The sequence below is a fragment of the Streptosporangium sp. CA-135522 genome (assembly GCF_050949235.1).
Classification (GTDB): Bacteria; Actinomycetota; Actinomycetes; order Streptosporangiales; family Streptosporangiaceae; genus Streptosporangium.
This window is the reverse complement of record NZ_CP192026.1, coordinates 8,850,531-8,863,968: the sequence shown is the minus strand read 5'-3', so window position 1 is coordinate 8,863,968 and position 13,438 is coordinate 8,850,531. Positions and strand designations below refer to the sequence as shown.

The following is a 13,438-nucleotide window of genomic DNA, read 5'->3' as shown; positions in this document are numbered from 1 at the left end:
ACATGTTGGAAGCGGTGGGGTTGGATCCGGTAGAGGAACGCGTCTACCGGATCCTGGTGACGGCGGCCGAGGCGGGCGCCGCCGATCTCGCCGGAGAGCTGGACCTCGACGCTGGAACCGTTGAGACGGTACTGCGGTCCATGGAGACCAGGGGCCTGGTCCGGGCCGCCCCTCCGGACAGGGCCGCCCCGGCCGAGCGGCGCTTCACCCCGGCGGACCCCGACATCGTGCTGGGCGCGCAGCTGTCGCGCCGGCAGCAGTCGCTCGACTGGGCGCGGCGCACGGTGGAGCAGCTGTCCGAGGAATACCGGGGCAACGCCCGCCGCCGCGACGCCGGTCGGCTCGTCGAGGTGCTGCCCAACCGGATCGCGCTGCGCGAGCAGCTCGAACACCTGCAGGAGAACGCCCGCGAGGAGGTCCTCTGCTTCTGCCGGGGAAGCGCGATCGTGATGCACTCGACCGAGAACGACGCGGAGCTGGACGCGCTGCGCCGCGGAGTGGTCTACCGGGTGATCTACGAGCGTGACCTGCTGGAGGAGCCGGGGATGCAGGCCAACGTGGCCTACGGCGTCAAGCTGGGCGAGCACGCCCGAGCCCTGCCCCGGCTGCCGGTCCGGCTGATGGTCGTGGACCGGGAGATCGGTCTGATGCCGCTGGTACGGCATGCCGGGATATCGGAGCCGACGGCGGCGCTGATACGGGGCGGCGAACTGCTGGAGGCGCTGATCGCGCTGTTCGAGAGCTACTGGGACCGGGCGACGCCGCTGCGGATCGCCGAGGACGGCGCCCTCACCGAGGGAACCCATCCCTGCCCGCTCAACTCCGACGACCTGTACCTGCTGTCGCTGCTGGTCGCCGGGGTGCCGGACAAGTCGATCGCCAGCCAGCTCGGGATCAGCCAGCGGACCGTGCAGCGACGCCTGGCGCACATCATGGAGCTCGCCGGCGCGCAGACCAGGATGCAGCTCGCCTGGCACGCCGCCCGGGAACGTTGGCTCTAGGGTGTGTCCCGCGCACCGGACCGCCACCAAAGATCCACAGGATACGCCCTAGGACTGAGGAATCCCGGTGTACGCGGGGGCGAAGAACACCAGCGCCACCAGGTTCTCGGTGATGTCGTGGAAGCGGTGTTCCTCACGGGCCGGGACGAAGAGCGTGGTGCCGGGGCCGACCTCGATGGTGCGGCCGCCGGAGGTGAAGGAGCCACGCCCGCTCGTCACGACGTAGATCTCATCCTCGTTGTGCGGTGACTGCCCGTCCACCGCACCGGCAGGGATGGAATACGTCCCGAAGCTGAGGGCGGGCACCCGCAGGTGCTCCGCGTAGTCGGCGGACCCGTCCGCCGCCGGCACGAACCGTCCACTGTCGATGATCTCCATGGTCCTGGATCATTTCATGAACGAAACGGCCCACCCTCAGCAGGCGGCGCTGGAGAGGGTTCCGTCCCGGCAGGCTCCGAGCCCGGTGAGGGCCTGTGGGCGCCGTACCGGGCTCGGAGCATGGACCCCTACTTCACGCCGTAGGCACGGAGCACGGTCTGCTCGACCGCGTTCCCCGCGCCGTCCTTCGCGGTGACCCGCAGCGAGACGTACTGTCCCCTGCTCGCCTGGTGGGAGACCAGGGTGGAGTAGCGGTTCTTGCCGCTGGGCAGCAGCACCAGCCGCTTCCAGCTCTTTCCGTCGTCGTAGGAGAGCTCGGCCGTGACCTGCCGCAGGGCGAAGCCGGGCGCGGTGCTCCGCACGCCGAAGTCCAGCGGGACCGGCAGTATCCGGCGAACCCGGCCGTTCAGGTCGGCGGGCACGGTGTAGTCGACGTCCAGCAGCGGCAGCGGTTCGGAGCCGGACTTCGGCCGGGCGGAACCGAACGTCCAGGCCGTGCTGGTCTCGGTGGCGTACGTCCACTCCTCCGACGAGCGCTTGGTGGACAGCTCCATCCGATACGTGGCCTTCTCCGGAACGGCGGGGAAGGTCCCCACGGCCCGTCGCGGCTCCTCGACGAGCGCGCCGTCACGATAGAAGCGGGCGGAGACCGTGTCCTCCTCGTCGGAGGAGAACGCGTAGCCGTAGTGCCCGGCGGCGTCGACGAACTCGGGGATGTCGAACTTCAGCGTGTCCCCCGTCCGGGTCGGGGTGAACTCCGGCCTGCCCGGCGGGACCGCCGGCCGCACGACGGGGCCGAACCACCGCTCGCCGGCCTTCTCACCGGCGGCGTAGCTGCGCAGCCCGCCGGTGAGCCCGGGGGTGAGCGGGCTCATCGACTCCCAGGTGAACATGTGCTGCGCCACGTGCTCCCACTCGGTGTCACCCGAGGTGACGTACTCGACGCGCTCGGCGCCCGTGCGAACCCACCGCTGCCCCTCGTTGGCGAAGACCTGCCACGGCCGCCAGCCGAACCGCTGCTCCTTGGCCCAGCCGAAGCCGCCGGTCTCGTGGTAGCCGGTGTCCACACGGGCCAGGTTGGAGGCGTTGACCTCGTAGACGACCTGCTCCGGGATCCGCCCCTTGGAGACCTGCGAGATGTCGTAGAGGTAGGGGATGGCCATGTTCGCGGTCACGTCGAGGACGGCCCGGCCCTTGCGGACCCGCTCCAGCAGCTTCTGCCCCTGCTCGTAGGGGATCGAGGCGCCCGGGATCGCCTGCCTGTCCTCGCCCGGCAACCAGTACTGCCACGAGCCGTCGTCGCTGGTCGGCACGACGACGGCCGCCGCGGCGCCCGCCTCGGCGGCGGCCGCGATCATCTCGTCCCACTGGGGACCGTCCAGGGTGCTCGACAGGATGACCGCCCGGTCGCGCAGCTTGAGACCGCTGAGCTCCTCGGGGGTGCCGTGACCGCCGTCGACGAGCTCCCACCGGTACCTGCCGCTCCACTCAGGTGATCTCACCATCGGGAAGAGGTCCAGCGGCCCCTTGAGGCCATCGACCCGGGAGGACAGCCTCGGCGCGCCGTACTGCCAGCGCGAGGTGAACTCGAAGGCGCCTTTGCGGACCGGCTGCGTCTCGGCCACGTGCAGCTCTTCGACCGAGGGGAAGTTCATGAACGACGAGGTGATCTTCCGGGATCCGGTGTCGCGGTAGCTGGAGTAGGTGGAGATGCCGTCCTGGACCACCGGCTGCGGCATCTTGATCACGATCGGTCGCGTCTTGCGCGCGTCGAACACCAGCTCCACGTCGTCGTTCACCTGGAACTCGGGAATGTCGATCTTGATGTCGATGATGTGCCCGCCCAGGCGTTCCTCGCCGAACTGGCCCTGCGCGTAGTAGGTGCCCTCGGAGACCTCGAAGGTCTTGCCCTCCTCGGCCTCCCACGGCATGAGGTAGGTGAGGAGGTTGTCCTGCGGGCCAGGACCGAACATGAAGATGTTGCTCATGCTCGAAGGCTTGCCGTCCTTGCCGACGGCGCTGATGTGCACCTTGTGGGTACGGGGACTCCTGGTGAGCGCCAGCGTGGTCTGCAGGGAGACCGAGCCGTCCGCGGTGACCGCGGTGAGGTGACCGGAGTGCCGGCCGTAGGCCAGCTTCGCCAGGTCGGCGCTCACCGGGACCGTGACCGTGGCGCCGGCGTCGACGGTGACCGACGCCGACCCCAGGGTGAGCGCGCCCTGCGCGGGGGCGTCGCCGTCCAGGTTGCTCAGGGTGGCGGTCAGCGTCAGGGAGACGGGCGCCTGGGTGGAGTTGGTGTAGGCGACGGTCCCGGAGGGGGTCGTGGAGCCGCCGTCCTGGTGGGTGCCCAGGTCGAGCACGCCGGTGGCCGTGACGTCCTGCCGTACGGCACGCGCGACGTCCACCCGTCCACCGCCCTGCTCGTAGACGGTCAGGTCCCGCGCCGTCCTGGCGGTCGAGATCAGGGCGTCCTTGAGCTGCGAGGCCTTCCAGTCCGGATGCCGCTGCTTGAGGATCGCGGCGGCGCCTGCCACGTGAGGGGTCGCCATCGAGGTCCCGGACGCGGCGGTGTAGCGCTCGTCGGCGGGTGTGCCCATCGAGGTGCCCTCGGCCCGCGCGGCCACGATCGCCACTCCCGGGGCGGTGATGTCCGGCTTGGCGCCTCCGTCGAGACGCGGGCCACGGCTGGAGAAGGGGGCGAGCGTCTCGTCGGCGCCGACCGCGCCGACGGTCAGCGCCGACGTCGCGGCGCCGGGCGTGCCGACGGTGTACTCCTCTCCCTGGTTGCCGGCCGCGACGACGAAGAGGGCACCGGTCTGCTCGGTCAGCGTGTTCAGGGCGACGCTGAGGGGGTCGGTGCCGTCCGTCGCGTCACCGCCGAGGCTCATGTTGATGACGTCGGCGCCGGACGTCGCGGCCCACTCCATTCCCTCGATGATCTGCGAGAACCGGCCCGAGCCGTCGTTTTCCAGCACCTTGCCGACGATCAGCTGGGCGCCGGGGGCCACGCCCTTGCGACGGCCTTCGGAGGCGGCTCCGAGGCCCGCGATGGTGGAGGCGACGTGGGTGCCGTGCCCGTGACCGTCCTGGGTCGAAGGGGCGGTGGTGAAGTTGTGCCTGTCGGCGATCTTTCCGGCAAGGTCGGGATGGTTCTCGTCGGCGCCGGTGTCCAGGACGGCGACCTTGACGCCCTTGCCGTCGAACCCGCTCTTCCAGGCGTCGGGGGCGCCGATCTGCGGAACGCTGTGCTCCAGGTCCGCCGTGACCTTGGCGTCCAGCCAGATCTTCCTGATCCCGGAGGCGAGCAGGGGCTCGCCGGAGCGGGCCGACGGTGCCTCCTTGACGGCTTTCCAGAACGCGGCCAGCTCACCCTTGCCGGCGCCCACCGCCCGCGCGTCGATGCTTTCCAGCTCGGTCCCCGGCTCGGTGCCGGGCAGGGCGCTCGCGATCCGCGCGCCCTTGCCGTAGGCGAGCAGCAGCGGCAGCGTGCGGCTGCCCGCGTCGTCGTATCCCTGCTCGATCAGGTCGCTGATCGCGAAAAGGCTCTTGTCGACCAGGTTCCGGGCCACGTACGGGACCATGTCGTCGGGCAGCACCTGAAGCTTCCCGTCGATGTCGTGGGTGGTGAATCTGATCCTCTCCCGGCCTTTGGCGGGATCGACCGTGACGGCCCACTTCCCGGCCGCAGCCTGGCGGACGGTCACCACGTCCCCGGTGACCAGGGTGACCCGGTGAAGACCGGCGGCCGGAGGCGGAGCCGGGACAGGGGCGGCCTCGCTGGCGGCCGGCGGCACCGGTAGGGCGAGGAGGGGGAGCACCGCTCCGACGGCGGTGAGACGGGCAAGCCAGTGCATGAGGGGGGCGACCTTCCGTGATTCGGTACTGCCGATCACGAGAGTGGGCGATGGGGACCCTCACGTCACGTTTTCCGACCTGCCGAAAGTGCGACATGTCGCCAATATGACAGTCGGCTAAACCGAGGGTGTCGATCTGGGGGATCGCGCGCGACGCGGTGAAACGGGTCTCACGGCGTCGGCATCGCGAAGAAGACGATCATCGCGATCGTCACGCAGATGAGGAAGCCGATCAGCTCCCACATCCAGTCGTGGTGACGCGGGAGCCGCCTGATCGGGCGGTGCTTGTGCCGGGACCGTCCGCGTGGCCGTCGCGGGCGGGCCGCCTCCGCCGCTTCGGCCTCGGTGTCTGTGTCGGCCTCGGTCCCGGCGGTCCCGGCGGCGTCCGGCGTGCTCGGCCCGGGCTCGGCTCCGGACGCCGGCCCGATCAGGAACTCGGATTCGGTCAGGAACGCGGGCTCGGGGACGGACTCGGTCACGGACTCGGACTCGGACTCGGTCACGGGGACGGGCTCGGACTTGGTCACGGTCACGGGGACGGACTCGGGGACGGCCGGCGGCAGGACATCGGGGCGGGCGGCGTGCCTGGGCGCGGCGGCGTGTTTGGGCCGCCTCGTGCGCGGCGCCAGGTCGATGTCCGGCCATTGCGGGGACGGAGTCTGATCGGTGTCGGGCTGCAGGGGGGACGGTGCCCGGCCGTGCCGGGCCTGGTCGTGTCGGGCCTGGTCGTCCAGTTCCTCCGCCCGCAGGGGCCAACCGGGCAGGGCCGGTCGCGCGGGCGTGATCGCGTCCTGGACCGGTGGGGCGGCCGGCGGTTCGGGCGACTTCACCGGCGTCGGCCAGTCGTGGAACGCGGCGGGGATCGGCTCCTCGCGGGGCGCGGAGGCGACCAGCTTGTCGGTGTAGGCCAGGGCCGCGCGGGCCTCGGGAGTGAGAGGGCGGAACAGGTCGTTCAGCGGGGCGGGTCCGGCGGGCGGCGCCGGGACGTCGTCGAGGATGTCGGCGGGGAGCGGGGCCGACAGGGGGGAGACGGCCGGAGCCGGCGAAGCGGGTGAGGAGGACGGGACAGGCGTGGGCGGCACGGACGCGCCACGCGGTCTCGGCCGCTGGAGCCTCGGCCGTCGGGGCCGGGAGGCCAGGTCGTCGAGCGCCGTCAGGACGGCGTCCTTGAGCTTGGGCATCGGCTCGGTGGTGGCCTCGTGCGCGGAGACCGCGTCGGGGTCCGGAGCGGAGAAGGGGCCGGAGAGGTCGGCGGGGGAGAACGGGTCGGGGAAGCGGTCCGGCGGGGTGAACAGGCCGGTGCCGGTCAGCGCGTCGGCTTCGGCGAGCGGCAGCGGCCACGCCGGGGTCGTCGGCCACAGCGGCTTGACGGGCGGCGCGGGCGGGGCGGCGGCCGTACCGGACGGTGATCCCAGCGCGAGGACGCGCAGCGCCGCCGGCGGGGTGGCCCAGGGAGCGCGGACGAGCACGTCGCGGACCGGGGCGACGGCGAGGGCGCCGAACGCGTCGGTCAGGTGGTCCGGCACTCTGGCCGAGGCCAGGGCCAGGTTCAGCGACTGGGCGAAACGGCGGCAGGCGCTCACGGTCAGCTCGTCGGCGGTGTCGGCCGCCACGTCGAGCACCCAGGACAGCTCGGCGGTGTCCATCTCGCACACGCCGGACAGGAACAGCACCTCACGCTGGTGCGGGCGCAGGTCGCGCAGCACCCGCTCGACGAGGGCGGCGACCGGATCGGTGTCGGCGACGGCGGCGGGCGGCGCGTAGCGGACGTCCCGCAGGTAGATCTCACGACGGGCGAACGCGTAGAGCGCGGCGCGCGGGGGCTCGACGTCCGGAACGGCGGTGAGGACGGCCACCAGCGCGGCGGCGGCGGAGTCGGGATCGCCGATCTGGTCGTGACAGTAGGCGAACAGTCCGGCGGCGTGACGGTCGTAGAGCTCGGCGATCAGTTCGCCGCGCGTGTGCTGACCGAGGAGCGGTTGGGGCACGGGACCGGTTCCTCTGTTGGTTCGAGCGAGCGTGGTGGAGAGGGTAGGCCTGACGGCCGATGATGCGTATGGTGCTGGAGGTGTCAATCTCCACGATATGGGTAATCATGCCGATCTGTTGAGGTTCTCCGCAGGATTGAATGCCCATTTGATAGATATCGCGCTGGTTGGAGGGCCCGGCCGAAGGCGAGATGACAGATCGGAAATGTCGGTCATAGGCCATAGGGTGGTCCGCGTTAGATCATGGGGCAGTTGTGGCAGGAGCCGCAGCCCTGCCGAGGAGCAAGAGGTTGCGCATGATCAAATTTGACCGGGTCACCAAGCGCTACGCGGACGGAACCGTCGCCGTCGACGACCTGAGCCTTGAGGTGCCCACCGGAGAGATAACCGTGTTCGTCGGCCCTTCGGGGTGCGGCAAGACCACCTCTCTTCGCATGATCAACAGAATGATCGACGCGTCCGCGGGCCAGATCCTCCTCGACGGCGTGGACGTGAAGACCATCGACCCGCCGGCACTGCGCAGGGGCATCGGCTACGTCATCCAGCAGGCGGGGCTCTTCCCGCACCGCAAGATCGTCGACAATGTGGCGACGGTGCCCTACCTCCTCGGGTGGGACAAGAAGAAGGCCCGCGACCGGGCCATGGAGCTGCTGGAGCGCGTCGGGCTCGACCTCAAGATGGCCGAGCGCTATCCCTTCCAGCTCTCCGGCGGCCAGCAGCAGCGCGTCGGCGTGGCCCGCGCCCTGGCGGCCGACCCGCCGGTGCTGCTGATGGACGAGCCGTTCAGCGCGGTGGACCCCGTCGTCCGCACGAGCCTGCAGGAGGAGCTCCTGCGGTTGCAGGCCGAGCTCAACAAGACGATCGTCTTCGTCACCCATGACATCGACGAGGCCATCAAGCTGGGCGACCGGGTGGCCGTCCTGCGCGTCGGCGGCAAGCTGGCGCAGCTCGACGACCCCGCGACGTTGCTGGCCCGGCCCGCCGACGACTTCGTCCAGGGATTCCTGGGGCGCGACCGGGGCATCCGGCGGCTTTCGTTCGTCTCCGACGAGGGGCTGAGCCTGCGCACCGACCTGACCGTGCCCGCCTCCGCCGAGGTCTCCTCGGCGCGGGGCGCGGCCGAGGCCTGGCTGGCCGTGGTGGACGCCGACAACCGGCCGCTGGGCTGGGCCGCCGTCGCGGACCTGCCGGAGTCCGGCACGCTGGCCGACGTGCGGCTCGCGCCGTACGGGACGTTCGTCAGGGGGCGTGACTCGCTGCGCGGCGCGCTGGACGCGGCGCTGCTGTCCCCCTCGGGCAGCGCGATCGCGGTGGACGACGCCGGCCGGGTCGAGGGCGTGGCCACCCGGGGGGCGCTGGACGAGGCGCTGGGCAAGGTCGCCGGGGGCGTCGGTGCATGAGGAACCACTGATCCGCTGGGACTGGATCGGGCGCAACTGGCCCTCCATCCAGGTCCTGCTGGAGGACCACGTCGTCATGGCGCTGGTGCCGATCGTCATCGGGCTGCTCGTCGCGCTGCCTCTCGGGCTGGCCGGCGTCCGCTGGCGCTGGCTCTACCAGCCGACCGTCGGCGTCATGAACGTGGTCTACTCGCTGCCCTCGCTGGCGGTCTTCATCGTGCTCATCCCGATCACCGGTCTCGCCACCCGCACGACCGTCATGGTGCCGCTCACGTTCTACGCCATGGCGGTGCTGATCCCGGCCGTCGTGGACGGGCTCGGCTCGGTTCCCGACCACGTGCGCCAGTCCGCGGTGGCCATGGGCTTCACCCCGCTGCGCAGGCTGCTGCAGGTGGAGCTGCCGATCGCGGTCCCGGTCGTGCTGGCCGGGCTGAGGGTGGCCGCCGTCTCCAGCATCAGCCTGGTCAGCGTGGGCGCGCTGGTCGGCAGGGGAGGGCTGGGCTACCTGTTCATCGACGGCTGGCAGCGGCAGTTCTACACCCCGATCATCGTGGGCATCGTGCTGGTCGTGATCCTGGCGGCCGGCGCCGACCTGCTGCTGGTCCTGGCGCAGCGGCTGCTCACCCCGTGGTCGCGGGCAAGGGGGAGCGCGTGAACTGGCTGATCGACTTCTTCGGGAACCCGGCCAACTGGTCGGGTCCGGACGGCATCCCCGCCCGGCTGCTGGAACACCTGGAGTTCTCCGCGATCTCGCTGGTGCTCGCCACGCTGATCGCGCTGCCGCTGGGGCTGTGGATCGGGCACACCGGCAGGGGCGCGGTGTTCGCGGTGCTGAGCGCCAACGCGGCCCGCGCCCTGCCGACGCTGGGCCTGCTCGTGCTCATCGTGCTGCTGATGGGCGTGGGCACCATCGTCCCGGTGCTGATCCCGCTGGTGGCGCTGGCCGTGCCGCCCATCCTGGTGAACACCTACGAGGGCATCCGCGGCGTCGACCCCGACCTGCGCGACGCCGCCTACGGCATGGGCCTGCGCGGCGGGCAGGTCCTCGGCCGGGTGCTCGTGCCGGTCGCGCTGCCGCTCATCCTGCTCGGCCTGCGGATCGCCGCGATCCAGGTGGTGTCGACCGCGACCGTGGCCGCCTACGTGGGTCTGGGCGGCCTCGGCCGGTTCATCGTCGACGGTCTCGCGACCAAGGACTTCCCGCGCACGATCGGAGGGGCCGTCCTCGTGGCGCTGCTGGCTCTGGTCGTCCAGCTGGGCTTCGCTATGGTGCAACGCGTCATGGTCTCCCCGGGGGTGAGCCAGCGCCAGACCGTACGCTAACCTCCTTATTACCTCCCGTTTTAGAAGGGAAAGCACGATGAAGCGCCTGTTCAGCACCGCGGCAGTCATCCTGTCCGCGGCGCTCACTCTTACCGCGTGCGGTGGCGGCGGCGACCCGCTCACCAGCGCGTCCGCGAGCCCCGCGGGCTCCGGGTCCGCGTCCGCGGCCGGGGGGAAGGTCGTCGTCGGCTCGGCAAACTTCCCGGAGAACGTCCTGCTGGCCGAGATCTACGCCCAGGCCCTGGAGGCCAAGGGCGTGCAGGTCGAGAAGAAGCTCAACATCGGCAGCCGCGAGGTCCTGTTCGACCAGGCCAAGAGCGGTGGCCTGACGGTCCTGCCGGAGTACATCGGCTCGCTTCTCGCCTTCGTCGACAAGACGACGACGGTCAAGACGAAGGACGACGTCGTCGCCGGGCTCAAGGAGAAGCTCCCCGCCGAGCTGGAGGTCCTCGACCCCGCCGCGGCCGAGGACAACAACTCCCTGACCGTGACCAAGGCGACCGCCACCAAGGACGGCCTCACCACGATCGAGGACCTGGTGAAGGTGGCCAAGGGCTACACGATCGGCGGCCCGCCGGAGTTCCAGTCCCGCCAGGAGAAGAACTTCAAGGACACCTACGGCCTGGAGTTCAAGGAGTGGAAGAAGACCGGTGACGCCACCGCCGACGCCATCAAGGACGGCACCGTCCAGGTCGGCAACGTCTTCACCACCGACCCCAAGATCGTGCTCAACGACCTGGTCTCGCTGAAGGACACCAAGAACGCCTTCGCCGCCGACAACATCGTGCCCCTGGTCAACAAGGCCGGGGTGAACGACACCGTGAAGACCACGCTGAACGCCGTCTCCGCCAAGCTCGACACCGCCGGTCTCCTCGCGCTGATGAAGCGCGTGGCGATCGACAAGGACGACGCCTCCACCGTGGCCAAGGACTGGCTGACCCAGAACAGCCTGCTCTGAGCGCTCCCGCGCTCCCACCCCGCACGACCCCGTACGGCCCGCGCACGATCTTTCGGTGCGCGGGCCGTACGGCTTCATGTACGCGGGTTCCGTACGGCTTCGCCGCCGTGGTCCCCGACGACTTCACGGGCGCGATCCCCGTACGGCTTCACGGGCACAGTCCCCGTACGGCTTCATGAACGCGGTCCCCGTACGGCTCGCCGCGCGGGGACCGTGCCGCGTCCGGCGCCCGCCCGGGGCTTTCCGCGCGGTGATCGGCTTTCCGCGCGGTGATCGGCTTCCGGGATGATGACGGCATGAACGAGTTCATCGAGGCCATGGCACAGGTGGCGACCGCGGTGACGGTGATCACCGTGAAGGACGAGCGCGACGACGTGGGAGCGACGATCGCCACCTTCACCTCCGTCTCGCTCGACCCGCGGCTGGTGATGGTGAGCATGGAGAACACCGGCTACCTCAACGAACTGCTGCTGCGCCGCGACCGCTGGGCCGTCAGCGTGCTGTCGGAGGGGCAGAAGGCGATCGCCAGCCGCTTCGCCACCGCCGGCCGGCCCGGTGCCCGGCTGCTGCTCGCCGGGACGCCGCACCACCGGGGTGAGCTGAGCGAGGCACTCGTCGTGGACGGCGGCGTGACCGCCCTGGAGGCCGAGACGACCCAGGTCGTCCCGGCCGGCGACCACACGCTCTACATCGCCCGTGTGCTGGACGTGAGCTACGTCAACGCGGGGCTCGCCCCGCTCGTGCGGTTCCGGGGCCGCTACCGGCCCGCCGGCTGACCGCGCGGGCGGCCGGCTGGCCGGGCCGTACTAACGGATCGTCCACCCGCCGGGGAGCATGAGCGGGCCGTAGGAGGGCAGGCCGAGCTCGGTGGCCAGGTGGGCGAGCGGGCCCCAGGCCTCCAGGCGGACCCTGGCCAGGGCGGCGGCCTTGTCCTCGCTGGAGTCCGCGGGGCGCAGGCGCTCCAGCGGGTTGAGCTTGGGGTAGACGCGCACCGGGGCGTCGGCGGACAGGCCCGCCTTCTCGCGGGCCAGGGCGAGGGCGTCCTCCAGGCCGCCGAGCTCGTCGACGAGCCCGCTCGCCTGGGCGTCGGCGCCGGTCCAGACCCGGCCCCTGGCCAGCTCGTGGGCGCGTTCCCGAGACAGGCCGCGGCCCTCGGCCACCTTGTTCACGAAGTCGTCGTAGACCCGGTCGAGCCAGGCGTTGACCCGTGCCCACTGGGCTTCGGAGAAGGCGTTCGTGGGGGAGAACATCCCGGAGTTGGCGCCCTCGCCGACCGTCTCGGACGACACGCCGATCTTCTCCAGCAGCCCGCCGATGACCGCCTTGCCGCCGAACACGCCGATGGAGCCGGTGAGCGTGCCCGGCTGGGCCACGATCGCGTCGGCGGCCATCGAGACCATGTAACCGCCGGAGGCGGCCAGGTCGCCCATCGAGACCACGATCGGCTTGCCCGCCTTGCGGGTGAGCACGACCTCGCGCCAGATGGCGTCGGAGGCCACGTAGGAGCCGCCGGGGCTGTCCACCCGGAAGACGACGGCCTTCACGTGCTCGTCACGGCGGGCCGCGCGCAGGGCGGCGCAGACGGTGTCGGAGCCCATCGCGCCGCCGCCGCCCAGCGGGCTGCGCCCGCTGCGGCCGAGCCGGATCGCGCCGTTGCCGTGGACCAGCGCGACGGTCCGCTCGCCGGGGTGCGGCAGCTTCCTGGCGATCGTCCCCTTGGCGTAGCGGCCCACGTACAGCAGCAGCGCGTCGTCGCCGACGGCCTGCTTGACCTCGTCGTAGACCTCGTCGCGGTAGGCCATCCGGTCCACGAGTCCCGCGTCGACGGCCTCGGCGCCGATGAACGGGCCCTGGTCGATGAGCTCGCGGACCTTGGCGGGGTCCAGCCCGCGTCCTTCGGCGACGCCCGCGACGATCTGCTCGGTGACCGACTCGGTGATCCGGCCCATCGACTCGCGATGGGCGTCGGTCATGTGGTCCTGGGTGAAGGTGTTGGCCGCGGTCTTGTACTCGTGCCGCTGGCCCATCTGGTATTCGACGCCGAGCTTGCCCAGCGCCCCCCGCAGGAAGCGCTGCTCCATCGCGATGCCGGTCAGCCCGACGTCACCCGACGGCTGCAGGTAGACCCGCTCGAAGGCGCTGCCCAGGTAGTAGGGCACGGTGCCCGCCCCGAACTCGCCGAACGTCTCGGCGAAGGCGACCGTCAGCTTGCCGGCGGCCCGGAACCGGATCACGGCCTGGCGCAGCTCCTGTACCATCGCCAGCCCCAGCGGCTGAGTGCCGATCTTGACGATCAGCGCCTTGACCCGAGGGTCCTTTCCGGCGCGCTTCAGCGCGGACAGCACATCGGCCAGGCGCGTCTTGCGCATGGACAGGATCACGCCCAGCGGGTCCGCCGGAGGGCCTTCGGTCAGGCCCTCGGTGAGGTCGAGTTCAAGGACCAGTGGAGCGGTACGCCGCTGCCGGAACCGGTCGACGGTGTCGATGATCACCTTGGTCGCGTCCATGGATATCACCATAAGCGACCTACTTCGTG

At 71.0% G+C, this 13,438-nt stretch carries 10 protein-coding genes; 6 read left to right on the top strand and 4 right to left on the bottom strand.

Annotated elements, in window-relative coordinates:
* Positions 1-2 precede the first annotated feature (2 nt).
* Complete coding sequence (locus ACQPYK_RS41650; protein ID WP_433244452.1) at positions 3-1,001, top strand: helix-turn-helix domain-containing protein; 999 nt, start codon at positions 3-5, stop codon at positions 999-1,001.
* Positions 1,002-1,049: 48 nt separating this feature from the next.
* Here ACQPYK_RS41650 and ACQPYK_RS41645 read toward each other — a convergent pair whose 3' ends face one another.
* From ACQPYK_RS41645 to ACQPYK_RS41635, 3 genes are all read right to left on the bottom strand, one after another.
* Positions 1,050-1,379, bottom strand: a complete 330-nt coding sequence (locus ACQPYK_RS41645; RefSeq protein WP_433244449.1) for a cupin domain-containing protein — start codon at positions 1,377-1,379, stop codon at positions 1,050-1,052.
* A 128-nt stretch (positions 1,380-1,507) separates the two neighbouring features.
* Positions 1,508-5,233 (bottom strand): S8 family peptidase, encoded by a 3,726-nt coding sequence (locus ACQPYK_RS41640; RefSeq protein ID WP_433244446.1) that lies wholly within the window; start codon positions 5,231-5,233, stop codon positions 1,508-1,510.
* Positions 5,234-5,403: 170 nt separating this feature from the next.
* Positions 5,404-7,221: a hypothetical protein gene (locus ACQPYK_RS41635; RefSeq protein WP_433244443.1), complete on the bottom strand. Its 1,818-nt coding sequence runs from the start codon at positions 7,219-7,221 to the stop codon at positions 5,404-5,406.
* Between the two features lie 296 nt (positions 7,222-7,517).
* Between ACQPYK_RS41635 and ACQPYK_RS41630 the strand changes: the two genes are divergently transcribed.
* The 5 genes from ACQPYK_RS41630 to ACQPYK_RS41610 all read left to right on the top strand — a co-directional run bounded on the left by ACQPYK_RS41630 (position 7,518) and on the right by ACQPYK_RS41610 (position 11,678).
* Positions 7,518-8,621 (top strand): ABC transporter ATP-binding protein, encoded by a 1,104-nt coding sequence (locus ACQPYK_RS41630; RefSeq protein ID WP_433244440.1) that lies wholly within the window; start codon positions 7,518-7,520, stop codon positions 8,619-8,621.
* Positions 8,614-9,276 (top strand): ABC transporter permease, encoded by a 663-nt coding sequence (locus ACQPYK_RS41625; protein WP_433244437.1) that lies wholly within the window; start codon positions 8,614-8,616, stop codon positions 9,274-9,276. The genes ACQPYK_RS41630 and ACQPYK_RS41625 overlap by 8 nt, the downstream gene beginning before the upstream one ends.
* Positions 9,273-9,944 (top strand): ABC transporter permease, encoded by a 672-nt coding sequence (locus ACQPYK_RS41620; RefSeq protein WP_433244434.1) that lies wholly within the window; start codon positions 9,273-9,275, stop codon positions 9,942-9,944. Before ACQPYK_RS41625 ends, ACQPYK_RS41620 begins: the two co-directional genes overlap by 4 nt.
* Positions 9,945-9,981: 37 nt before the next feature.
* Positions 9,982-10,902, top strand: a complete 921-nt coding sequence (locus ACQPYK_RS41615) for an ABC transporter substrate-binding protein (RefSeq protein ID WP_433244431.1) — start codon at positions 9,982-9,984, stop codon at positions 10,900-10,902.
* A gap of 296 nt (positions 10,903-11,198) precedes the next feature.
* Positions 11,199-11,678, top strand: a complete 480-nt coding sequence (locus tag ACQPYK_RS41610; protein WP_433244428.1) for a flavin reductase family protein — start codon at positions 11,199-11,201, stop codon at positions 11,676-11,678.
* A gap of 30 nt (positions 11,679-11,708) precedes the next feature.
* On the opposite strand, the gene sppA is transcribed toward ACQPYK_RS41610, so the two are convergent.
* Positions 11,709-13,409, bottom strand: a complete 1,701-nt coding sequence (gene sppA / locus ACQPYK_RS41605; protein WP_433244425.1) for a signal peptide peptidase SppA — start codon at positions 13,407-13,409, stop codon at positions 11,709-11,711.
* Positions 13,410-13,438 lie beyond the last annotated feature (29 nt).

Bases quoted from the DNA above. Each gene is read 5' to 3' on its own strand.
- ACQPYK_RS41650 (WP_433244452.1), top strand. From the start codon at position 3: ATGTTGGAAGCGGTGGGGTTGGATCCGGTAGAGGAACGCGTCTACCGG.
- ACQPYK_RS41645 (WP_433244449.1), bottom strand. From the start codon at position 1,379: ATGGAGATCATCGACAGTGGACGGTTCGTGCCGGCGGCGGACGGGTCC.
- ACQPYK_RS41640 (WP_433244446.1), bottom strand. From the start codon at position 5,233: ATGCACTGGCTTGCCCGTCTCACCGCCGTCGGAGCGGTGCTCCCCCTC.
- ACQPYK_RS41630 (WP_433244440.1), top strand. From the start codon at position 7,518: ATGATCAAATTTGACCGGGTCACCAAGCGCTACGCGGACGGAACCGTC.
- ACQPYK_RS41615 (WP_433244431.1), top strand. From the start codon at position 9,982: ATGAAGCGCCTGTTCAGCACCGCGGCAGTCATCCTGTCCGCGGCGCTC.
- ACQPYK_RS41610 (WP_433244428.1), top strand. From the start codon at position 11,199: ATGAACGAGTTCATCGAGGCCATGGCACAGGTGGCGACCGCGGTGACG.
- sppA (WP_433244425.1), bottom strand. From the start codon at position 13,409: ATGGACGCGACCAAGGTGATCATCGACACCGTCGACCGGTTCCGGCAG.